The 21984-nt window shown below is 63.5% G+C and carries 16 protein-coding genes; 7 read left to right on the top strand and 9 right to left on the bottom strand.

Translation table 11 applies throughout. The features are described 5' to 3' along the window. Nucleotides 1-36 precede the first annotated feature (36 nt). The 3 genes from ACH2DW_RS06465 to valS form a co-directional block, all read right to left on the bottom strand. Nucleotides 37-1413 (bottom strand): LCP family protein, encoded by a 1377-nt coding sequence (locus ACH2DW_RS06465; protein WP_394928906.1) that lies wholly within the window; start codon nucleotides 1411-1413, stop codon nucleotides 37-39. Nucleotides 1414-1482: 69 nt separating this feature from the next. After that, complete coding sequence (locus tag ACH2DW_RS06460; protein ID WP_394928905.1) at nucleotides 1483-2199, bottom strand: L,D-transpeptidase; 717 nt, start codon at nucleotides 2197-2199, stop codon at nucleotides 1483-1485. Nucleotides 2200-2282: 83 nt separating this feature from the next. Continuing rightward, the gene (valS, locus tag ACH2DW_RS06455; RefSeq protein WP_394928904.1) at nucleotides 2283-4826 is read right to left on the bottom strand and encodes a valine--tRNA ligase; all 2544 of its coding nucleotides are present in this window, start codon (nucleotides 4824-4826) and stop codon (nucleotides 2283-2285) included. Between the two features lie 150 nt (nucleotides 4827-4976). On the opposite strand from valS, the gene cysS reads away from it, so the two are divergent. From cysS to ACH2DW_RS06440, 3 genes are all read left to right on the top strand, one after another. Then, the gene (gene cysS / locus ACH2DW_RS06450) at nucleotides 4977-6326 is read left to right on the top strand and encodes a cysteine--tRNA ligase (RefSeq protein WP_394928903.1); all 1350 of its coding nucleotides are present in this window, start codon (nucleotides 4977-4979) and stop codon (nucleotides 6324-6326) included. Nucleotides 6327-6408: 82 nt separating this feature from the next. Next, on the top strand, nucleotides 6409-7620 hold the full coding sequence (locus ACH2DW_RS06445) for a Rieske 2Fe-2S domain-containing protein (protein WP_394928902.1): 1212 nt from the start codon (nucleotides 6409-6411) through the stop codon (nucleotides 7618-7620). A 62-nt stretch (nucleotides 7621-7682) separates the two neighbouring features. Then, on the top strand, nucleotides 7683-8903 hold the full coding sequence (locus ACH2DW_RS06440) for an acyl-CoA dehydrogenase family protein (RefSeq protein ID WP_394928901.1): 1221 nt from the start codon (nucleotides 7683-7685) through the stop codon (nucleotides 8901-8903). Between the two features lie 234 nt (nucleotides 8904-9137). Here the strand turns inward: ACH2DW_RS06440 and ACH2DW_RS06435 are convergent, their stop codons facing one another. Genes ACH2DW_RS06435 through ACH2DW_RS06420 form a run of 4 tightly spaced genes read right to left on the bottom strand, consistent with a single transcriptional unit; the run spans nucleotide 9138 to nucleotide 13148 of the window. Then, nucleotides 9138-9731 (bottom strand): TetR/AcrR family transcriptional regulator, encoded by a 594-nt coding sequence (locus ACH2DW_RS06435; RefSeq protein ID WP_394928900.1) that lies wholly within the window; start codon nucleotides 9729-9731, stop codon nucleotides 9138-9140. Further along, a complete protein-coding gene (locus ACH2DW_RS06430; RefSeq protein ID WP_394928899.1) occupies nucleotides 9728-11167 on the bottom strand; it encodes a sulfatase in 1440 nt (479 codons plus the stop codon). Before ACH2DW_RS06430 ends, ACH2DW_RS06435 begins: the two co-directional genes overlap by 4 nt. Then, nucleotides 11164-12390 carry an alkyl sulfatase dimerization domain-containing protein gene (locus ACH2DW_RS06425; RefSeq protein WP_394928898.1) on the bottom strand — a complete coding sequence of 409 codons (1227 nt, stop codon included), beginning with the start codon at nucleotides 12388-12390 and terminating at the stop codon, nucleotides 11164-11166. The genes ACH2DW_RS06430 and ACH2DW_RS06425 overlap by 4 nt, the downstream gene beginning before the upstream one ends. After that, complete coding sequence (locus ACH2DW_RS06420) at nucleotides 12390-13148, bottom strand: SDR family NAD(P)-dependent oxidoreductase (RefSeq protein ID WP_394928897.1); 759 nt, start codon at nucleotides 13146-13148, stop codon at nucleotides 12390-12392. Before ACH2DW_RS06420 ends, ACH2DW_RS06425 begins: the two co-directional genes overlap by 1 nt. A 129-nt stretch (nucleotides 13149-13277) precedes the next feature. Here ACH2DW_RS06420 and ACH2DW_RS06415 point away from each other — a divergent pair, with 129 nt between their 5' ends. Genes ACH2DW_RS06415 through ACH2DW_RS06405 form a run of 3 tightly spaced genes read left to right on the top strand, consistent with a single transcriptional unit; the run spans nucleotide 13278 to nucleotide 18210 of the window. Next, the gene (locus tag ACH2DW_RS06415) at nucleotides 13278-14114 is read left to right on the top strand and encodes an MBL fold metallo-hydrolase (RefSeq protein WP_394928950.1); all 837 of its coding nucleotides are present in this window, start codon (nucleotides 13278-13280) and stop codon (nucleotides 14112-14114) included. Between the two features lie 14 nt (nucleotides 14115-14128). After that, the gene (locus tag ACH2DW_RS06410) at nucleotides 14129-16390 is read left to right on the top strand and encodes an arylsulfatase (protein ID WP_394928896.1); all 2262 of its coding nucleotides are present in this window, start codon (nucleotides 14129-14131) and stop codon (nucleotides 16388-16390) included. A 29-nt stretch (nucleotides 16391-16419) separates the two neighbouring features. Next, nucleotides 16420-18210: an ABC transporter substrate-binding protein gene (locus ACH2DW_RS06405; protein ID WP_394928895.1), complete on the top strand. Its 1791-nt coding sequence runs from the start codon at nucleotides 16420-16422 to the stop codon at nucleotides 18208-18210. A 377-nt stretch (nucleotides 18211-18587) separates the two neighbouring features. Here ACH2DW_RS06405 and ACH2DW_RS06400 read toward each other — a convergent pair whose 3' ends face one another. Then, nucleotides 18588-19016, bottom strand: coding sequence for a hypothetical protein (locus ACH2DW_RS06400; protein WP_394928894.1), 429 nt, complete (start codon nucleotides 19014-19016; stop codon nucleotides 18588-18590). Between the two features lie 398 nt (nucleotides 19017-19414). Further along, nucleotides 19415-20689 carry an MFS transporter gene (locus tag ACH2DW_RS06395; protein ID WP_394928893.1) on the bottom strand — a complete coding sequence of 425 codons (1275 nt, stop codon included), beginning with the start codon at nucleotides 20687-20689 and terminating at the stop codon, nucleotides 19415-19417. 102 nt (nucleotides 20690-20791) lie between these two features. Here ACH2DW_RS06395 and ACH2DW_RS06390 point away from each other — a divergent pair. Further along, nucleotides 20792-21984 (top strand): flavin-containing monooxygenase (locus tag ACH2DW_RS06390; protein ID WP_394928892.1); only part of this gene is annotated, 1193 nt, incomplete at its 3' end.

Here is a 21984-nt window from a genome sequence, read left to right as displayed (position 1 = left end):
ACCGGTGACGCTGTTGCCTCGCCGTTCGGGTGGGGTTCAGGAGCAACTGACGTTGGGGTCGGGGAAGATGCCCATACTGTTCACTTCGGCTTCGACAATTGGCAGTGTCACGAACGGAACTGCCTCGACCGTCGTCGTCGGATCGACGAGATCGACGGGTGAATCGAATGTTGTGGCAGGACCGCTGGTGTCGGTCACTTGCTCGTCGGGGGCTGCCGTGGTGGTGGTCTCAAACACCTGCTCGGGAGCGCTGGCCAACGTTGCGTCGCCGCGGAATACTGCGAAGACGGCCTGCATGTTGGACCCGCCCGTCTGCGGGATCAGCACGGACTGACCCTGAATCGTGGCGCCTCGTGCTTCGATCTGATACGTCGTGATGTCTGCGGGGTCCACTTCACGTAGCACGCCGGCGAACTCGAGTTGCTTGTTGATTGACAAGTTGTTGTCGACGACGACGTAGTCGTCACTGGTGCGGATCAGGGCTCGAATCACACTGGGGTTGAAGGCGCCGGCGGCCAGCAACGAATCAACGGTTCGACGAATGAAGTCCTGCTGGCGCGAGATGCGTCCGAGATCGGAGGTGCCGTCTTGCTTCCATTCGCCGCTCTCGGTCAGGTACTGGAGCTTGCGTGATCGGACGTAGGCCAGTCCATGGTCGCCGTTGAAGTTGAAGCACCCGGCCTCGGGCACGTTGAGGCCGGTGTTTGGGTCGCGCACCGGGAAATCGAAGGGGACCGAAACGCCACCGACCGCGTCAACGAGAATCTTGAAGGCGCAGAAGTCGACCTGGATGTAGTGATCGACCTCGATCAGAAAGTTCTGGTAGATCGTGTCGATCAGGCGTTGTGGATTGTCTCGTTCGTATGCGACGTTTATGCGTTGCTCGCTGGACCGGCCGGCAATGGTCACCCAGAGATCACGCGGGAATGACAAGACAGCGACCTGAGACGTGGCGGGGTTGACGCGCCAGAGCATGATCGTGTCGCTGCGTGCACCGAAGCTCTCTCGTTCGCCGAATGCCCCGGCATATGGCGAGTCAGGGTCGATACAGGCGTTGTTGTCAGCGCCGGTGATCAAGAAATTGCGGGCTGCAGGCTCGGCCGGCGGGAATGTCTCGACAGGTTGCAGTGGCTGATTGGTAGCACTGCCATCGCCCTCGCTTGCGGCGAACGACGATTCACCGTCGGGTGATCCTGCGGCATTGTTGTCGTCGAGCACGACGACGTTGCGGTCTTCGACGACGCGCTGCGCTGCGAAGAGCACCGATCCAGCAGCAAAAGAACCGAAGGCAGCAAGAATGACGCCGGCGATGGTCAGTCGTTGGGGCCAGGTGCGGCGGAGTTGGATCGGGGACGGTGGCTCGCAGGAGCTCGCGGGAGGGAACGACTCGGGCGATAGATTGTCGACGGACATGAAGCTGGCGACACTAGCTTCGGTCGCGGCAAGGTGGACCGCAACGAAGCTCAATCATGGCAGGTCTCGTCAGGGGAGTACGACGACTTTTGTGCCGACGTACGCCCAATTCCACATCCAGACAGCGTCGGAGACGGCCTGGCGCACGCACCCTCCGGAGAGCGGCGTGCCGAGCTGGCTGACCGACTGCAGCTTGTAGCCCGTGCTCGTGTCGGTCGGGATCTCGTGGAAGCCGATATTGCCGCCGTTGCAGCTCTTGGCGAACCGGACCATGTACATCCATTGGATCCGCGGGTTCTGAATGGAATGGGTGTACTTCGACCTGGAATACACACGATAAGTGCCGGGGTACGGGTCGCAATACCTGAGTTTGCCGGAAACTCGGTGTTCCTTGATGAGCCGATTGTTGCCGTCGACGACCCAGACCTTTTGCAGCGACTTTGAATACACCGCACGGCGACCAGCTCCGGAGTTGGCCGGAAGGCTGTAGTCAGGTCCTGGGGGGAGCGTTGTGGTCGTGGTGCTTGGTGGCGGATTGATGACGACCTGCGTCCCGCGGTCCGGCGCGCTGGGGACACCGTCAAGAGCGTCATCGCCCTGCATGATGGCCGGACCGACGATGACGGGCGGAAGCGTTGTGGTCGTCGTCGACGCATCTGTGAGCGGGGCTTCAGCGCTGTCGGGCGGCGGATCGGTCTCTGACGGCGCGGCCCCGGAGGCTGCGCTGAAGACCAGGATGGAGGCGGCGGTCATCGACGCGACGGCAAGACCCAACTTCGTGCGCATAAGACAAGACGATACAGGGAATAGGATATGACTTAGGTTCCGCTAGGACCAAGCGTGATTCCGCCCGTCGCTGGGCGCGACCCTCAGTCAGTCGGTGCCAGGGTGATCGCACAGCTGAACCCATCGCCTTCGACAAGGGACACCGTTGCGATCGAACCAGCGTCGCGGAGGTCGCCGTCGCCTGCGATGACGGCGGCGTGCAGCGCGGCTGGGGCCGTGACCACGAGGCTCTCGACGGCAGCCTTCTGGCTTTGCTTCGCCTCGGTCTTCGCCCGCCGGACGTGGGCCAGGGTGTCGATGATTGGGTCGATCAACGTTGCGTCGCCAGTGAGTGCGCTCGGCACGGGCCACGAGGCTGCATGGACGCTGTTGGTGTTCCACCAGCTCCAAGCTTCCTCGGTCGCGAATGGGATCATCGGGGCGAACAGGCGCTGAACGGATCCGAGTGCTTCTCGCAGCGCACGCAGTGCAGAGTTCGCAGCTTCGGGCCCACGCGAGTTGTAGGCGCGGCCCTTGACGAGTTCAACGTAGTTGTCGCAGAACCACCAGAAGAACGATTCCGTCCGGTCGAGCGCTCGGGCGTAGTCGAATGCTTCGAAGCCGGCGGTTGCCTCTGCAATGACCTCGTCGAGCTTGGCCAACATCGACAGGTCGACCGGATCGGTCACTGCATCGGCGAGCGGGATCGACGCGTCTGCTTCCGGGAAGGTCAAGACGAACTTGGTGACGTTGAGGAGCTTGTTGGCAAGCTTGCGGCCGACCTTCATCTGATCTTCGCTGTACGCAGTGTCAACGCCCGGGCGGCCCGAAGCAGACCAGTAGCGCACGGCGTCAGTGCCGTACTGGTCGAACAGGTCCATCGGGGTGACAACGTTGCCCTTCGACTTCGACATCTTCTTGCGGTCCGGGTCAAGAATCCATCCGCTGAGCGCGGCGTGGCTCCAGGGTGCGACGCCATGTTCGTGGTGGCTGCGCGTGATCGTGGAAAAGAGCCAGGTACGGATGATGTCGTGGCCTTGAGCGCGCATGTCGTAGGGGAAGACACGTTCGAACAGACCGTCGCCCTCTTCCCAATGCCCGGCGATCTGAGGCGTGAGTGATGATGTCGCCCACGTGTCGAGGATGTCAGGGTCGCCCGCGAAGCCGTTCGGCTGGTCACGCTGGTCTGCGCTGAAGCCGTTCGGCACGTCGGTCGACGGATCGATCGGCAAGAGGTCCTCGCTCGGCAGCAACGGCTCGTCGTACATCGGCTCCCCAGCGGCGTCCAGGCGATACCAGATCGGCACCGGGACGCCGAAGAAACGCTGACGGCTCACGAGCCAGTCACCGTTGAGACCCTCGACCCAGTTGTCGTAGCGGTGCTGCATGTGGCCTGGGTGCCAATCCATCTCGGTGCCACGTGCGACGAGGTCGGCGCGCAGGTCTGCGTCGCGTCCACCGTTGCGGATGTACCACTGACGCGACGTCACGATCTCAAGGGGCCGGTCGCCGCGTTCGTAGAACTTCACGGGGTGCTGCAGGGGCCGGGGCTCACCGATGAGGATGCCCTGCTCAGTGAGTTGTTCGACCACCGCACGCTGCGCTTGATTTGGGTACTTGCCGGCAATCAGCGCATAGGCCTCGGGATCGACGTCGTGCGGTGCGTCGGGCAAGAGTCGGCCGTCGCGGCCGATGATGGCGCGCATCTCGAGGTTCAGCTCCCGCCACCACGTGACGTCGGTGGTGTCGCCGAACGTACAGATCATTGCAATGCCGGTGCCCTTGTCGGGCTGGGCCAACTCGTGAGCGCGGATCTCGATCTCTTGGCCGTAGAGCGGCACGATCACCTTCGTGCCGAAATGCGGCTGGAAACGTTCGTCATCGGGGTGCGCAACCAGTGACACGCAGGCAGCGAGCAGCTCAGGGCGCGTGGTGTCGATGTCGATCGAGCCGGTTCCGTCGGCTTTCTGGAACGGGATCTTGTGATACGCGGCGGGCCGCTCACGGTCTTCCATCTCGGCTTGGGCGACGGCAGTCCGGAAATCAATGTCCCACAGTGTCGGGGCTACCTGGCTGTAGGCCTCGCCGCGCTGCACGTTCCGCAAGAAGGCGCGCTGGCTGACGCGGCGGCTGCGCTCATCGATAGTGGCGTAGTGCTGCTCCCAGTCGACGCTGACGCCGAGGCGGCGGTAAAGGGCTTCGAAGACCTTCTCGTCTTGCTCGACGAGTTCGTCGCACAGTTCCAGAAAGTTCGGTCGCGAGATCGGCACGGCTTGGTGCTTCTTCGGTGGGTCGCCGCGGAACGGCGGCTCGAAGCCGGCTTCGTAGGAGTGGCTCGGGTCGCAACGCACGCCAAAAAAATTCTGCACGCGACGTTCGGTGGGCAGGCCGTTGTCGTCCCACCCCATCGGGTAGAAGACCTTCTTGCCCTTCATCCGTTGGTAGCGGGCGACGATGTCGGTGTGGGTGTAGCTGAAGATGTGACCCATGTGCAGCGACCCGCTGACGGTGGGTGGAGGCGTGTCGATGGAAAAGACGTCGTCCCGTACCGCTGACATGTCGAAGGAGTACGTGCCATCGGTGTCCCACTGGTCTGCCCAGCGGTTCTCGATGCCGTCGAGTGTCGGCTTGTCAGGAATGTTCGCCATAAGTGGGCCAGGCTATCCACCGCTGTCGGCCCGCCCGCAGGACGTTGCGATGACGAAGCCCTGCGTCTGTGGGGGTGTTCGTCATCACGTTGCACTGGGGTGTGGAGAGAGGGCGTGGGCTGGTCGAGGGTCCGTCGTAGAATCGGCGACGTGCTGCACCTGTATGACACTGCATCAAGATCCGCGCGTGAGCTGGCTCTTCGCGACCCGGGCAAAGTCAGCATCTACCTGTGTGGGCCCACGGTCTACGGTCCGGCGCACCTCGGGCACGGCCGCGCCACGCTGAGCTACGACATCCTGCGCCGCTACCTTGAGTGGACTGGCCTGGAGGTGCGGTTGGTGTCGAACATCACCGACATCGACGACCAGATCATCAAGCGCGCCAACAACGAAAACCGGCCGTGGAAGGACATCACCACGAAGTGCGAGGCAATGTGGTTCGAGGCGATGGACGGCATCAACGTCAAGCGTCCGACCGACATCCCGCGTGCGACCGAGTACGTCGAGGGCATGGTCGCGATGATCGGCGAGCTGGTGGACCTGGACAAGGCCTATGCCACCGATGACGGGGTGTACATGGACGTCGAGTCGGTCGACGACTACGGCGCGCTCGCATTCCAGACGCTCGATGACATGCGAGCCGGTGGCGGCGAGCGCGAAGTCGTCGGCGCCGGTCAGAAGCGGCACCCTGCCGACTTCGTGCTGTGGAAATTCTCGAAGCCCGGTGAGCCGGCATGGCCATCACCCTGGGGCGAGGGTCGGCCAGGCTGGCACAGCGAGTGCGTGGCGATGAGCCTTGACCTGCTCGGTGAGGGCTTTGATCTCCACTGCGGCGGGCAAGACCTGAGGTTCCCGCACCACGAAAACGAACGCGCGCAGGCCGTTGCGCTCGGCAAGAAGTTCGCCAACCACTGGATGCACCACGCCTTCATCGTCGACGGCGAGGGCGAGAAGATGTCGAAGTCGATCGGCAACGTGTCGAACCTGCTCGACCTCATCGAGCACTACGACCAGCGTGCCTACCGCTTGGTGCTGCTGCAGTCGCACTATCGCAGCCCGATCACCCTGGACCAGGCCACCATCGATGCGGCGGTCACCTCGCTCGAGCGTCTCGACGGGTTCGCCGCAAGAACGGCGGGCCTCGCTGCCGAGCCAGACGATGACGTGATTGCAGCGTTCAGCACAGCGATGGACGACGACCTCGACACGCCCAAGGTGATGGCGCTCGTGTTCGATACAACCCGCCGGGCCAACGTTGGCCTTGAAGCGGGTGAGGACGTGGCTGGTCTGGTCGCTGCGGTCCACGAGATGTGCGCTGCGCTCGGCCTTGAGCTGTCGGCTGGATCCGACGTGCCCGACGAGATCGCGGCCCAGGCGGCAGCGCTGGACGCTGCTCGCTCGGCGAAGGATTTCGGTGTGGCTGATGCGATCCGCGACGAGTTGCAGGCGGCTGGCTGGATCGTCGAGACGACCAAGAACGGCACCGCCGTTCGTCGCTGAGCGTTCGACGGATCCCATGCTTGGCATGAACAGTTCATTTCGCGCCTCGTCCGAGCGCTCTCTGGTGTGGTGATCTGCAGTGATGGATGACGGACGCGCCTACGGACGGCCAGTGGGTGTTTCCGACCCAGAGTTGTTTCAGACTGGCGCCGGCACGCCGTCGGGTGAACTGTTGCGTCGCTATTGGCAGCCCGTGGCGTTGTCGAGCGAGGCGACGTCCATCCCGCGCGAGGTGCGGCTACTCAGCGAAGACCTCGTGCTGTATCGATCGCTCGATGGAACGCCGGGCCTGCTCGAACCCCGATGCTGCCATCGCGGCACCAGCCTCTTTTACGGGCGGGTCGAAGAGGATTGCATCCGTTGCCCGTACCACGGGTGGGCATTCAGTGCTGATGGCACCTGCACTGACCAGCCGTGCGAGCCGGACCGTGGTCGCAACAAGTCTTCGTATCGGCAGCCGTGGTATCCGGTTCAGGAGTTCGGCGGGGTGATCTTCACGTACATGGGTCCGCCCGAGAAGCAGCCTGACTTCCCGCGCTACGACATCTTCGAAGACATTGGCCATGACGAGGAGTTTCACGTCGTCGATCACTTCGCATTCGGTGGCCCGAACGTGGCGCCGTGCAACTGGTTCCAGACACACGAGAACGTGATGGATCCGTACCACGTGTTCATCTTGCACAACGCGATCAGCGGACCGCAGTTCGATCCCCGTCTCGAGATCTGGCCGCGCATCGACTGGCAGCGTCACGAGTGGGGGGTCACGGCCACGCAGGATCGTGAGCTGCCAGATGGCACCACATTGCACCGCATTACCGAGACGCGTCTGCCCAACATTCGAGTGGTTGCGACGCCAACGCTGGCGTATCTCGGCAAGACGAACAACATGTCGTGGGCACAGCCGATCGACGACACGCACACGCGCGTGTTCTGCATCCTCCGCATCCCGAAGGGGTCACCGCCGCAGGGACTCGGTACATACGGGCCCGACGCCAAGGGATGGTTCGATCTCACGGATGAGGAGCACCAGACCTACCCCGGCGACTACGAGACACAGGTCGGTCAAGGGCCGATCACCTTGCACTCCGAGGAGCGGCTGTCGTCGAGTGACCGGGGGGTGTCGATGGTGCGCCGGCAGTACAAGGAGCAGATCCGCATCGTTGCTGCAGGTGGTGACCCAATGGGAGTGACGTTTGCTGATGCTGCGCCCGTTGAGCTGGTTGCCGGCAACTACGTCATCGACGGCGACACCGATTTTTCCGTCGTTCCGATTGCGGAGACGTTGGACTCGTAACGTTTCTGCCGCGAAGTTACCGGCAGGTAGAAAGTCTGGTTACCCGCCGGTAATTTAAAGACATGACCGATTTCTCCATGAAGCTCAATGAGGATCAACTCACCCTCCAGAAGTGGGTGCACGACTTCGCCGAGAACGTCGTTCGTCCAGCGGGTGAAGAGTGGGATGAGAAAGAAGAGTTCCCGTACCCCATCGTCGAGCAGGCCAAGGAGATTGGCCTGTACAGCTGGGAGTTCATGGCCGAAGCCATGATGAACGACCCGACTGGGCTGTCGATGCCGATTGCGATCGAAGAGCTGTTCTGGGGCGACGCAGGCATTGGTATGGCCATCATGGGCTCCGGTCTCGCTGCTGCAGGCATCGCGTCGTCGGCGACGCCCGAGCAGCTGATGGAATGGGTGCCGCAGTGTTACGAGAATGCCGACACCGGCAAGTTGGCCCTCGGCGCGTTCTGCGCTTCGGAGCCTGACGCCGGATCTGACGTCGGTGGCTACCGCACATCAGCCAAGTACGACGAGAAGACCGACGAGTGGGTGCTCAATGGCACCAAGGCGTGGATCACGAACGGTGGCATCTCTGACATTCATGTCGTCGTCGCCGTCGTCGACCCCGAGCTGGGATCGAAAGGGCACGCATCGTTCGTCGTCCCACCTGGGACGAAGGGTCTGTCGCAGGGCCAGAAGTACAAGAAGCACGGCATCCGTGCCAGCCACACCGCCGAGGTGGTCCTCGACGACGTGCGTGTTCCGGGCCGCTGCTTGCTCGGTGGCAAGGAGAAGCTGGACGAGCGCATCGCCCGCGTGCGTCGCGGTGAGAAGGGCAACTCGCAGGCAGCGATGCAGACCTTCGAGGCCACTCGGCCGGCCGTTGGCGCCCAGGCGCTCGGTGTCGCCCGCGCCGCCTACGAGTACTCCCTTGAGTACGCGAAGGAACGCGAGGCGTTCGGTCGCAAGATCATCATGAACCAGTCGATTGCGTTCATGCTCGCCGACATGGCGACCGAGATCGAGGCCTCTCGCCTTCTGATCTACCGGGCTGCCTGGCTGGGAAAGAACAAGGGCTTCAAGAACGCCGAAGGCTCGATGGCCAAGCTCAAGGCTGCACGCACCGCCACCTGGGTCACCGAACGTGCCATCCAGATCCTGGGCGGCTACGGCTACACCCGTGAGTACCCCGTCGAGCGCTGGCACCGTGACGCCAAGATCCACGACATCTTCGAAGGCACCGAGCAGATCCAGCAGCTCGTGATCTCTCGGGCCATCTCTGATCTTCGCATCGAATGACCTCTGAGCTGGGGTGATGCAGCGCTGACGGTCCGTTGCTGCGGACTTGTGGGTTGCGTTGCTGAAGTACCTGATGTCGAGTTTGTGGTCCAAAACGGAGGGTTTGTGGTCCAAGCCGCCCGCGAACCGTTTTTGACGGTCGTCGCTCAGCCACCGGATCGCTGAAAATCACTCATATAAGTGACCATAACGGCGCAGTGTCACACGCCAAGGCGGATCCAGCCTTGCCGCCGGTCAGCGGCGTCGCAGGGCTTGTCGGATCAGTCCGGTCACGATCTTGCGGCTCGTGTCGACCGGAAGTTTCTGCCACACGTGGAGCCGGTCCCACGTCTCCCAGCTGGTGTGGAGATCGAGGAGTTCGAGGACCTCGGCGGCGACGTCGTCGTCGAGTGTGGAGAGTTCGTGTTCGAAGGTCCGGGTCAGCTGCTTGCGGAAGTGTGCGGCCAGAAAGGCCTGCTGTTGCTGAAGTTCGGGCGAGCGATGTATCCGCACGAGCGTGGAGCGGCGTACCGGCGCGACGGTCTCGTAGAACTCGGCGCGGTGGGCAGCAATGCCGTCGATCCGTTGTGTTTGAGTGCCGGTCAGCGGGCGAGCCCGGAACAGCTCGCCGTGGAGCTCGAGAAGTCGTTCGGCCATCGCGACCGCCAGCGCTTCTTTGTCCTGGAAATGGGTGTAGATGGAACGGGTCGTCCGTCCGACACGACTGGCGATGTCCTCGATCGTCGGGGTGAGGTTTCCTTCTGCGTAGAGGTCGAAGAGCGCGTCGATCACGGCCTCGCGGGTGCGTTGACCGCGTGCGAGGCGCCCGTCGTCGCTCGTCTCCGTCATGCGGTACCGACGGTAGCGACCAGTGCAGTTGTCAGTTGGGTGAGCGCATCGCTTGAATCAGCATGCTCGACGAGGTTGGTCGTCTCGTCGTGGTCGGCGTCGAGGTCGAAGAGTTCGACGGCATCGCCGGTGTCGGCGTTGATGGTGGCGCGCCAATGGCCGTCGGTGATCGCGTGCCACGTCGGCAGGTCCGGCCGCATCCGGATCATGCTCGCGACGTGGTCGCGGGTCGGTGCGCCATTCCCGATCACGAACGGCACGAGCGACTGTGATGGTGCGCCGTCGAGAGGCCTGGCGTTGCCGGCGTCGAGGAGCGTGGCGGCGACGTCGAATGCCTGCACCGGAGCCGACTCGACCCGGCCGGCGATGTCGGAAGTGCCAGCAGGTGGCCGCACGATGAGCGGGACTCGGACCGATGATCGGTAGAAGTTCATCTTTGCCATAACGCCGTGGTCGCCGAGCATCTCGCCGTGGTCGGACGAGTAGACGATCCACGTGTTGTCGAGTTGGCCACGTTGTTCGAGGAGAGCGAGGAGGTCGCCGATGCGCTGGTCGATCAACGAGACCATTGCGTAGTACTGGCGTGCGCCGGCCAGCACGAACTCGTCGGTCAGCAGTTCGCTGTGTGAGTGCATGCGCAGGAACTTGAGTTGTTGGGCCCAGTCGTCGGTCGTCGCGACGGGCTTGGACCGCGCGGTGCGTTCGATGTGGGCGTTGGCGTAGTGCTCGGCCCAGATCGGGTCGCCCATCAGCGGCACGTGCGGTTGCACGAACGAGAGCTGCATGAACCATGGCCGGTTGGCTGGTTGGCGGCTGATCCACTGTTGGGCCTCGTCGGCCAGGAAGCAGGTGAGGTCCAACTCCTGGGGGACGGGTGACGTGATGCCCTTCCAGTGGCCGTCGCCGCCGCGGAAGTTGTCCCGCACCACCTGCTGGTACGCCTCGAATGCACCGTGCTCGCGCAGGAACGTCATGTACGGGGTGTCGATGTCGAAGAGGTGGACGTACTTGTCGAACTCCTCGACGACGTGATCGAACCCGAAGCTGCCGATCCACTCCTCGGTCGGCAGCGGCGTTCCAGGCTCGGCGCCCATTGGCCAGGCGTCGAAGTGTGTCTTGCCGACTGAGGCCGTGGTGTATCCCGCCTCCTGCAGACGACGGGGGAAGGTGTCCCACTCCGGCCTGCAGTTGCCGGCGAAGTTGCCGAGCACCCCGTGGTCGTTCGGGTATCGGCCGGTGAGCAGCGACGCACGGGCGGGCTGGCAGATCGGGCTTTCGGTCCACGCGTGGTCGAAGCGCACGCCTTCGGCTGCGAGGCGGTCGAGGTGTGGCGTGACGATGACGTCGTTGCCGGCGCAACCGATCGCATCGGCGCGGTGCTGATCGGCGTAGATGAATAGGAGGTTGGGTCGGCTCTGGTGGTCTGGCTCGCTCATTGCACCACACCCTCCCACGAGATGATCCCCTGCTTGAGACGGATGCCGCTTGACTTGTACAACCCCTTGCTCGGATACGGGGCAATCTCTTTGGAGCGAGCGCGGCAGAGGTCGGACTTGATCTTTCGTGCCCGGATGACCGCTGGTTCGTCGTCGGGGCCAAGAGCGACGAGGTCGATCACGTGCATCGCCAGCTGTGGGTCCCCGTCGGCGGCCAGCGTTTCGGCTCGAGCGATCACGGCATCAGGGTCGGCGATGGCATCGAACGTGACGCGAGCCACCTCGGCCGGTGCTGATGGGTGCAGCGAGGTGGGGTTGCGGTCCCACCAGCCGCTCTCCTCGCGGATCAGGTCGCGGACGATGTAGTCGGGGCTGCCGTAGGCGTGGCTGAGCCATGGGTAGTCGAAGATCTCGGGCGGGTAGGAGATGTCGGCGAGGATATCGCGCTCGTTCATCCCATGGTTGAGGCGGTCGATCACCTCTGCTCGGAGCCAGCGCAGTGCCCGTGATGTGGTGGTCATCCGTTTGAGGTTGAGTTCCGCGCCGACGACGAAGTCGCCGAACTCAATCACCAGAATCTCAGGTCGCAACTCGGCAAGCCGGTCGATCGTGTCGGCCCAACGTCCGGTCAGGCGCAGCGACCGCTGTGGGGTCCCGACGTTGGGGATGAACTCGGCGGGCACGGCCGCGCCGGTGAACAGCGTGCTGGTCTCGGGCAGCCACATCGCCAGAGCGTCATCGGTCTCGGAAGGCACCCACAGCAGCTCGATGCGCGGCTCGGCTTCGCGCAGCACTAGATGGTCGTCGAACGTCTCGGTCGGATCGTGCCGCACCGGGTCGAATCGCGCCGAGATGCCGGGGAACTGCATTTCGTTGAGGATCATCTGGTAGCCCTCGGTCTCGCGATACCGCTCGTAGCGCAGCGGCAAATTGCGGTGTGCGATGAGCCGGGGTGCCGCGTCGCCACGCTCTGCGTTGTGCTCGAGCCACTGTGGGACGCCGAAGTTGTAGCCGAAGTGACCGTGCGAGTAACAGATCGCGCTCACCGGCGAGTCGGTGACTACCCGCAACGCAGCAATCATGTTGTCGGTCTTGCGCCCGCCCGGCCCGGTGTCGACCACCACCACGCCGTCGGGCGTGTCGACGGCGAATCCATTGCCTTGCGACGGCAGTACCCAGACGCCGGGCGTCACCGGAGTTGCTTGCGGAGTTGCTGCACTCATCAGGACCAACCTCCATCGTGGGCGACGAACTGCCCGGTGACGAATCCGCACGTGCCGTCGAGGTATGCACAACACAGCGCCGCGCATTCCTCGACCGAACCCAGGCGCTTCATCGGGACTCGCGAGACGACCTTCTCGAGCCCCTCGGGCGTATCGGCCCCGTTGGCCGCGATGAACCCGTCGAAGTCCATGAAATTGGTGCCGAGCGCATTGACCTGAACGCCGTGGCGGGCCACATCTGCGGCGACATTCTTCACGAGGTGGGTGGCCCCTGCGCGCAGCGCCGAGTAGAGCGGCGCCGCCGGCAACACCCGATTGCCGGCCGAGCTGGTGATCATCAGCACCTGTCCTTCGCCGCGCTCGATCATCGAGGGCAGCACCGCCTTCATGAACTGGTACGGGGCGTCGATCAGGCCGCGTTCGAGCTTGTGAAGGTCGGCCGTAGTCGACTTCAGTAAGCGACCGGTGACGATCTCACCAGTGAATGCAGTGGCCGCGTCAATACGACCAAATCGATCGAGGCCGGTCTGCACGAGCCGCTCGGCGACCTCCACGTCGGCGAGTTCCCAGACGTGCTCGGCGACCGCAACGGTGGCACCGAGGGCCTCGAGCTCGTCGACGAGACCGGGCTCCGGATCCCCGATGACCAGGTCATGGCCCCGCCGAGCGAGTTCACGCGCTAGGGGCGGGCCGACGTAGAAGCTCGTGTTCGCGATGAGTGCGACACGGCGGCCCATCTCATGTGGGGTGGTGGTCATACGGTCTCCGGTTCTGGTTGGATCTTGAACACACCGTCGCGCTCACCGCGGATACGCACGACTGGGGCCAGCTTCTTCCCTGCGAAATATAGTTTCATATACTGTGAAATTAACATGCTAGGTTCCGCGTTGATGGAAATCATCCTGACCGGAACCGGATCGCCGTTGCCCGACCCAAACCGCGCCGGCCCATCGAGTCTCGTGAAGGCGGACGGCACGCACATCCTTGTCGACGCAGGTCGAGGTGTCGTTATGCGCCTGGCGGCAGCAGGGTCAGATCCCGCTCTGCTCGCGGGTGTGCTGATCACCCATCTGCACAGCGACCACATCTGCGCGCTTAACGACGTGATCACCACGCACTGGGTCAGAACCCGCGAAATCACACCGTTGAAGATTTTCGGACCGGTGGGCATCGCGCGGTTCGTCGAGCGGCAACTGCACGCACTGGAGGACGACATCGGCTACCGGGTGGAACACCATGACCCGCTCGTGCGCGGCCCGCAGGTCGAGGTCACCGAGCTGCAGCCCGGCGACGAGTTCCGCATCGGTGACGTCGATATCATCACCGCAGCGACGCAGCACGCGCCGGTCCACCCGACGATCGGATTCCGACTCAAACACGAGGGCGCAGTTGCGGCACTCGTGGGCGACACGATTCCGTGCGACGGCGTCGATCAGCTCGCCGCCGGTGCTGACGTCTATGTGCAGACCGTCCTCCGCAAGGACATCGTCGAACTGCTGCCAGGCGAGATGGCCCAGGACATCCTCGAGTACCACTCGGGTGTCGTCGAAGCGGCACAGACTGCGGCGCGTGTCGGCGCGAAGCGACTCGCACTGACCCACATGGTCCCGGCGCCGACGCCCGAGCAGTACCCCGAGTGGATCGCCCTGGCCGCCGAGCACTACGACGGTGAGATCGTCATCGGCAACGACCTCACCACGATCATCGTTGAGCACCACAACTGAGAGAGGGACTTCGCATGAACGACTTCAAGGGAACCATCGGCCGCACGTTGGCCGATTCTGTTCCGCACTTCGACGAGCGACCCCATCCCGGTCGTGGTGCGCCCAACGTGGTGATCGTGCTGCTCGACGACCTCGGGTACGCACAGTTCGGCTGCTACGGCTCGGACATCGACACACCGAACATCGACGCACTCGCAACCGGCGGCGTGCAGTTCACCAACTTCCACGTGACGCCAGTGTGCTCGCCCACGCGTGCAGCGCTCCTCACCGGTCGGTCGCAGCACGCGGTCGGGATGCGTGGCCTGTCGGGCTGGGTTACCGGGTTCCCTCACGCGACGGGCCACATCTCGAACGCTGCGGCAACTGTCGCCGAGGTGCTGCGCGACGAGGGGTATGCAACGTTGTGTGCGGGCAAGTGGCACCTGATGCCGGGCACGCACATCTCTGCAGCGGGTCCGTTCGACCAGTGGCCGTTAGGCCGCGGGTTCGAGCGCTTCTACGGGTTCTTGCCGGGCGAGACCGATCAGTTCAACCCTGAGTTGGTGCGCGACAACAGCTTCATCGATCCGCCGGCTAGCGCGGACGAGGGATACCACCTCTCCGAAGACCTGGTTGATCAATTACTGCTGATGGTCAACGACAACAAAGGGTTGCGCCCCGATCGGCCATTCTTCGCTTACCTGCCCTTCGGTGCGACGCATGCGCCGCACCAGGCACCCGATGCGTACCTGCAGAAGTACCGCGGCCGGTACGACGAAGGCTGGGATGTGGTGCGCCAGCGCTGGTACGAGCGTCAGGTCGAGCTCGGCGTGGTCGAGTCGAATACCTCGCTCGCGCCACGCAACCCAGGTGTCGAGCCGTGGGACGACCTGTCGGACAATCAGCAGCTGCTCGCCGCTCGCCTGCAAGAAGCCTTCGCCGCGTTCCTTGATCACACCGATGATCAGATCGGCCGGTTCGTCGATGGGCTCCGAGCGATGGGTGAGCTCGACAACACGATCTTCGTGCTGATGTCCGACAACGGCGCTTCCCAGGAGGGCGGTGCCGCGGGGACGATGCACGAGATGAAGCACTTCCAAGGCATCGTCGAATCGCCCGACGAAGCGGTCGAGAAGATCGACGACATCGGCAGGCCGAACAGCCACACGAACTATCCGTGGGGTTGGTCGCAGTGCGGCAACTCTCCGTTCCGTTGGTACAAGACACATACGCACGAGGGCGGCGTGCACGTGCCGATGGTCGTGCATTGGCCCGCCGGTCTCGGCGAGCACGCCGGCACGAAGCGTAACCAATTCACCTACATCTCCGACGTGGTGCCGACAATCTATGAACTGCTCGGCGTGACGCCACCCGAGGTGTACCGAGGGGTCGAACAAATGCCGGTGACCGGACATTCGTTTGCGTCGATCCTCGACGATGCTGACGCCCCTGCGACGAACACGCTCCAGTACTTCGAGTTCGCCGGGAACCGCGCTCTCGTTGCCGATCTCGATGGTGTGCTGTGGAAGGCGGTTGCCCGGCACTTCCCCGGCGCCGACTTCGAGACCGAACCGTGGGAGTTGTTCAATCTCTCGGCCGACCCGTCGGAGTGCCACGACCTTGCGGAGGCCGAGCCAGATCGCTTGGCGCAGCTGATCGAGCTGTGGTGGCAGGAGGCGGAGGTCCACGGGGTGCTTCCGCTCGACGAGCGTCGCATCGAGTTGTTCATTCCCCGCTTGGACGAGCACTCGGTGCATCGACCCGACCGTCGGTACGTGTACCGGACGCCGATGACCCAGATCCCCACGCGAACCTCCGCCTCGCTGACTGATACGCAAGTCGACATCACCGCCCGAGTGACCGGGACGGCTGACGCAGCGGGAGTGCTCATCGCGACGGGCAACGAGAACTCCGGCTGTTCGGTGTTCGTGCAGGACGGCAAGCTCATCGTCGACTACAACGCGTTCGGCGACCACACGATCGTCGAGTCAAATATCCAGGTGCCTGCGGGTGATTGCACGCTAGGTGTCCACCTCGAGCGCACCGGTATCGACGGGTTCGTCGAGGTGTTGATCGACGGGCAGGCCTGTGGTCGAGAGACGGTGCCGCGGTACTTGGTGACGTTCACCTCCGTTGGGATCAGCGTCGGCGAGGACCACCGATCGGCCGTATCGGCTCGATACTCAGCGCCTTTCGCTTACAGCGGCACGCTGCACGACGTCTCCGTCCAACTCCCTGACGGGCGCGACGCTGACGCCGATGAGGTCATCGCCGCTCGCGAATGGTCGCGCCAATGACGAAACGCACAATCTCGACTGGAGCTCCCATGACCAGAACACGACTTCCACTGGCGACGATGGCCGTTGCCGCGTTCGCTTGTTTGGCGGTCGTCGCCGCAGCGTGCAGTGGTGGCTCCGCGAGCAGCGACAGCGCATCCGAAGGCCCGCGGGCGACGGTGAGTGGTGGTGGCGAGCCAGCGGGGAGCGACGACGTGGCTGCCACTGATGCGCCAGCCGCAACCGTCGCTCCTGTCGTCAGCGAGGGGCAGATCGTCGAGGACGTTGCCGAGGACGAGGACATTGATGAGGAGGCCGGACCGATTCCGGGTGGCACGTTGCGGTTCGCCCTTGAGGCCGATGTCGATGGGCTGAACCCGACGACCTCGTCTCTGTCGGCACCCGGCCGCATGATGGCCCTCGCGGTGTTCGACACGCTGACCGCGTTGGACGTCGACGGCAACGTCGTGCCGTATCTGGCCGAGTCGGTCGAGCCGGTCGACGGCGACCTGACGAGGTGGCGGGTCGTCGTGCGGGAGGGGATCACATTCCACGACGGCGCGCCCCTCACCGCCCAGGCGGTGCAGGCGAACTTCGATGCCCAGCTGGCGAGCCCGATTGTCGGGCTGGCCCAGCGCCCGTTCTACCCGGCCGAAGGACCGTCGACCGTGGTCGACGAGCGGACGATCGAGTTCTCGATGCTCGAGCCGAACGCAGTGTTCCCTGCCTGGTTGTCGACGCAGCTCGGCATGGTTGCTTCACCGGATTGGCTTGCGGCGGCCGCCGCAGATCCGACGCTGAACCAGGAACCGGTCGGCACCGGACCGTTCGTCTTCGAGTCTCGCTCGCTGGACTCGGTCACCCGGCTCGTCCGCCACGGCGGATGGTGGGGTGGCGACGTCCACCTCGACGCGTTGGAGTTCCGACCCATCCCCGACGCATCGACTCGCGCTGATCTCTTCTTCTCGGGCAACGTTGAAGGCCTCCACACCACGGACCCCGCCACCGTGGGCGATCTACGCGACGAAGACAGCGCGCAGAACATCGTCGACGAGACCGGTCAGGAACAGTTCGTCCAACTCAACACGTCCTCGCCGCCGTTCGACGACGTGCGGGCTCGGCGGGCCTTGGCGCTCGCAACCCCGTTGCGGGACTACCGCGATCTGATCGGGTTGGGCATCGCCCGCGACGCCGACCAGATGTTCGTTCCAGGGAGCGACTTTTACAATCCCGACGTCGTGCAGCAGGGTGACGATCCCGCCGCAGCGGCCGCCCTCTCCGCGCAATACTGCGCCGACGTGCCCGACGGCTGCTCTGACGGACGGATCGACGTCGAGTTCCAATTTCCTGCCGCCGGGGTGGTCGGGGCGCGCCAGGCCGACATCCTCGACCAGGGGTGGAGCGCGGCGTTCAACGTCAACTTCGACGAACTCGCCCAAGACCAACACATCGTGCAAACCGTGTTGGGTCAGTATCAGGCAACGCTGTGGCGAGGGTTCGGGTCCCTCGAGCCGGCGACGAACCGCCAGACGTTGATGTGTCGCACGATCGGCGAAGGCATCTCGCTCAACGGGACAAGGTTCTGCTCCGAGGAGCGCGACGACCTGATTCTCGACGCCCAGGCCCAGCCCGACAAAGCGGACCGCGCCGCTAATTGGCAGGCGGTTGTTCAGGACATGAACGACGCCTCCACCCGCATTTTCCTCGTCCACACCATCTGGGACAACGCGTTCAGCGAGTCGGTTCGCGGTGTGTGCGAGCGCACGTCACCCGATGGTGTACCACTGCGGTGCGTCGTCAACGGAGTCAACTGGTTCGATTCGGTCTGGCTCAGCGACTGACCGATCGCCGTCATGGCAAAGTTGAGGCGATCCGGTTCAGTTGCTGCTCCCGCCCTCACAGCCCGGCTGCGGGATCAACAACCACAGTGTCAAGGCTGCGGCAGAGCGACCCTAAATTGTCGCGCCGCCGTAGGGGACCACGGCGGGGTCCTGTGTGGCCCGGTGGGGGACGAGTTCGTCACGCGGCGTGGGAAACGGAGTCACCCGGACCTGGCGTTGATGTACTCGCCCGGTCGCAGGGAGAAGTCGACGACGACTTAGTCGCCGACCCGCGCATCCTCCGATTCGAACTCCACCACGTCGGCACCCGTTGATAAGGCGGCGGCGCCCGACATCCAGGATCGGTGGCACGATGTTCGTAGGCTGGACTGATTCGTTCAGACAGATGAGGCTGACGCTTTGCCTGGCTTGGTCAGCGGGATGAGACCCCGTTTACGGGCGTCGCTCACTCGCTTCGGCCCGCTCGACGGCGCTAGTCCCCGTGCTGTGGCGACTGTTGCCGACGGATGTGGGCTGTCTACAGCTATGGCGATTAAGTAGACCAGTGCGTCGACTGCAAACGGGTCGGAGCCTTCGTTATCTTTCACGATTCCTTGCCAACCGCCTTCGCCAAGAAGCTTGATTTCAAGGTCGGTTTGAATGGCCTGACGCATTGAGATCCTTGCAATGCGACTGACGCTTATTGGCTCACCGTTAGGGTCCGAGGTGAAGGTGACCCTGGTCGGGACCAGTTTGCTTTCACGTGAACTCCATTTGAGTTGGAGATCAACGTCGTAAGTGTCGGTCTCTCTGATGGTGATGTTCACCTCGGTTGGGACTTTGTACGTCGGACCGCCGAGTGGCCCAACCTCGGTTGTCTCGGTCGCAAAGGTCAGTCTCATTACCATTTCCTAAAGACTAACAAGTTGGGTTCTAAGGCTTTGACGTAACGGCTGGCTAGGCTTTTTTGTGGTGGAAAGACGAGTCGGTCCAAAGCACCACCTGAAAAAACTGAGCTGATCAAATTCACAGACACCCTGTCACAACACGTGAGAAGCTTCGCCAGCCCGTCGCGCTACGGCGAATGTAGCCAGCACAGGTGGACATCGCGTTGTGGTGCAGCGCTCGTCGTAGCAAGTCTGCTTTCAGCGTGCGACTCGGATATTGCTGCTCAGCCAGCTCCTGCTGCCAGCAGTAACCGAGAAACAGCTGCCAACGGGGTCCTTTAAGTTCTCGGTGGTGCTTGGACAGGCCGGACATCGTTGTACGTGTCGATGTTGCGCAGCGCTGGAACGAACGCGGCGAACCCGGCGGCGATCGCCATCGTTGCAATGCCTCCGCCGGCAATGGCCCACGGCACCCCGATCGCGCGGGCAGCGACGCCGCTCTCGAACGCGCCCAATTCGTTCGAGGCGCCGATGAATACGCTCTCGACTGCTGTCACGCGACCCAGCTGCGAGTTTGGCGTGGCGAGTGGCACCAGCGTCGAACGGATGGTCATCGAGACCATGTCAGCGCCTGCGGCGATGACGAGCGAGACGAATGCGACCACGTAATTGGTCGTCATTGCAAGCGTGACGTGGAACGCGCCGAACGTTGCAACGACGGCGAGCAAGGTCGGTCCGACGCGCCGGGTCACGGGCCGTCGTGCGAGCACGAGGCCCATTAAGCCTGCGCCGATGCCAGGTGCGGCACGAAGCCAGCCGTACGCGATGTCGCCGACGTCGAGTTGTTCTTCGGCGATCACCGGAATCAAGGCGATCGCGCCGCCGAACAACACCGCAAACATGTCGAGTGAGATCGCGGACAAGACGATCGGTGACCGCCGAATGAATCGGAGGCCCTCCAATGCGAGTTTCAACGACGGTCGGTCGGTCAGCCTGGTTGGCGTGACGGCGTAGCCGGTCCGCAGCATCGGTGGAATCGATGCTGCGAAGAGGACGGCAACAGCGAAGTAGGCGAGGTCGGGTCCCACCGTGTAGAGAAATCCAGCGGCGACCGGACCGACGATCGTGGCGAGCACCCTGGTGACTGCAGCCGCCGCGACCAGGTTCGGCAGGAACTCGCGCGTGACAACGAGTGGGGCGATGGCATGACGGGCTGGAATGGCGATGGCGTCGAACGCGCCGAAAACGAGTGGGATCAAGAACATCGGCCATATCGCTGCGTTGGACCCATCCGATACGTCGCCCACGTCTCGGCTGTAGAGGACAAACGCGATGGCGCAGGCGACACGCCCGACCGTCATCAACGCGGTGACGCGCCGTCGGTCGAAACGGTCGGCCACGTAGCCACTGACCATGACGAGCAGTACGGCAGGGATGAACTGCAGGAGCCCGATGATGCCGATCGTCAACGCATCGCCGGTGATGTCGAACGCCTGCTTGAAGAGGACGGCAAGCATCAGCGAGATGCCGGTCGTCGAGAGCGCGCTCGAAGCGAGGTATCGGCGGACCGAGTGATTCTGGAGCAGACCGGTCTCCGCGTCTGCGTTGGTCACTGCGCCAACCTATCCATCGCCTGCGACGCTGCCCGCGGGCGGACGGCGCCGACGGTTTTCATCCGGCTCGCAGATGTGGCGGGTGCGATGGCATCGTGGGCAATGGCCGAATTCGAAGACGTGCTGATTGAGACGCTGGGTGGGATCGACTTCGACCCCGATGAACTGAAGCGTAAGTACCTTGCCGAGCGCGACAAGCGGCTCCGGACCGATGGCAACGAGCAGTACATCGAGGTCACTGGCGACTTCTCCGACTTCGTCGACGACCCGTATGAACGAGCAGCGGATCGCGGGCCTGTGTTCGATCACGTGGATGTGGTGGTCGTCGGCGGTGGCTTCGGTGGGTTGCTGATGGGCGGCCGCTTGCGTGAAGCCGGCTTCAACGACATCCGTTTGATCGAGAAGGGCGGCGACTTCGGCGGCACCTGGTACTGGAATCGCTACCCGGGTGCGATGTGTGACGTCGAGTCGTATTGCTATCTGCCGATGCTCGAGGAGCTCGACTATCTCCCGAAGCACAAGTATTCCTTCGCTCCTGAGATCATGGAGCACTCGAAGAACATCGCCCGCCACTACCGCTTGTACGACAACGCTCTGCTGTCGACTGCGGTCACTCACGTGGAATGGGACGACGACGCCGGTCACTGGGTCATCGATACCGACTGGGGCGACAAGATGACCGCCCGCGTCATCGCCATGGCAAATGGTCCGCTCAACAGGCCCAAGCTGCCGGGTATCGACGGCATCAACGACTACCAGGGCCACACCTTCCACACCAGCCGTTGGGATTACGACTACACCGGCGGAACCAACGAGGGTGGTCTCGATGGCCTCGCTGACAAGCGCGTTGGCATCATCGGCACCGGCGCCACCGCTGTGCAGTGCGTTCCGCATCTCGGTGCGTCGGCCAAGGAGCTGTACGTCTTCCAACGCACGCCGTCGTCGGTTGACGTGCGCAACAACCGCGAGACCCCCGACGACTTCCTCGCAGGGCAAGAGTCCGGCTGGCAGTACCGGCGGATGGAGAACTTCAACAAGCTGGTCACCGGTGCCGACCAGGATGAGGATCTGGTCAACGATGGCTGGACCGACATCATGCGCAATCTCACCGGCATTGCCGCGAAGACTGCGTCGAAGAAGCTCGGTCGGAGGCTCACGCCTGCCGAGCGTGGCGAGCTGATGGAGATGGCCGACTACCGGAAGATGGAGACGGTGCGCCGTCGGGCACAAGAGATCGTCGATGACCCAAACGTGGCCGAGTCGCTCAAGCCGTATTACCGCCAGTTCTGCAAGCG

This window comes from uncultured Ilumatobacter sp. (assembly GCF_963980585.1).
In the GTDB taxonomy this organism is placed as follows: Bacteria; Actinomycetota; Acidimicrobiia; order Acidimicrobiales; family Ilumatobacteraceae; genus Ilumatobacter_A.
This window is presented reverse-complemented; position numbering and strand designations above follow the sequence as displayed.

Bases quoted from the DNA above. Each gene is read 5' to 3' on its own strand.
- ACH2DW_RS06465 (WP_394928906.1), bottom strand. From the start codon at position 1,413: ATGTCCGTCGACAATCTATCGCCCGAGTCGTTCCCTCCCGCGAGCTCC.
- ACH2DW_RS06460 (WP_394928905.1), bottom strand. From the start codon at position 2,199: ATGCGCACGAAGTTGGGTCTTGCCGTCGCGTCGATGACCGCCGCCTCC.
- valS (WP_394928904.1), bottom strand. From the start codon at position 4,826: ATGGCGAACATTCCTGACAAGCCGACACTCGACGGCATCGAGAACCGC.
- ACH2DW_RS06445 (WP_394928902.1), top strand. From the start codon at position 6,409: ATGGATGACGGACGCGCCTACGGACGGCCAGTGGGTGTTTCCGACCCA.
- ACH2DW_RS06440 (WP_394928901.1), top strand. From the start codon at position 7,683: ATGACCGATTTCTCCATGAAGCTCAATGAGGATCAACTCACCCTCCAG.
- ACH2DW_RS06435 (WP_394928900.1), bottom strand. From the start codon at position 9,731: ATGACGGAGACGAGCGACGACGGGCGCCTCGCACGCGGTCAACGCACC.
- ACH2DW_RS06430 (WP_394928899.1), bottom strand. From the start codon at position 11,167: ATGAGCGAGCCAGACCACCAGAGCCGACCCAACCTCCTATTCATCTAC.
- ACH2DW_RS06425 (WP_394928898.1), bottom strand. From the start codon at position 12,390: ATGAGTGCAGCAACTCCGCAAGCAACTCCGGTGACGCCCGGCGTCTGG.
- ACH2DW_RS06420 (WP_394928897.1), bottom strand. From the start codon at position 13,148: ATGACCACCACCCCACATGAGATGGGCCGCCGTGTCGCACTCATCGCG.
- ACH2DW_RS06410 (WP_394928896.1), top strand. From the start codon at position 14,129: ATGAACGACTTCAAGGGAACCATCGGCCGCACGTTGGCCGATTCTGTT.
- ACH2DW_RS06405 (WP_394928895.1), top strand. From the start codon at position 16,420: ATGACCAGAACACGACTTCCACTGGCGACGATGGCCGTTGCCGCGTTC.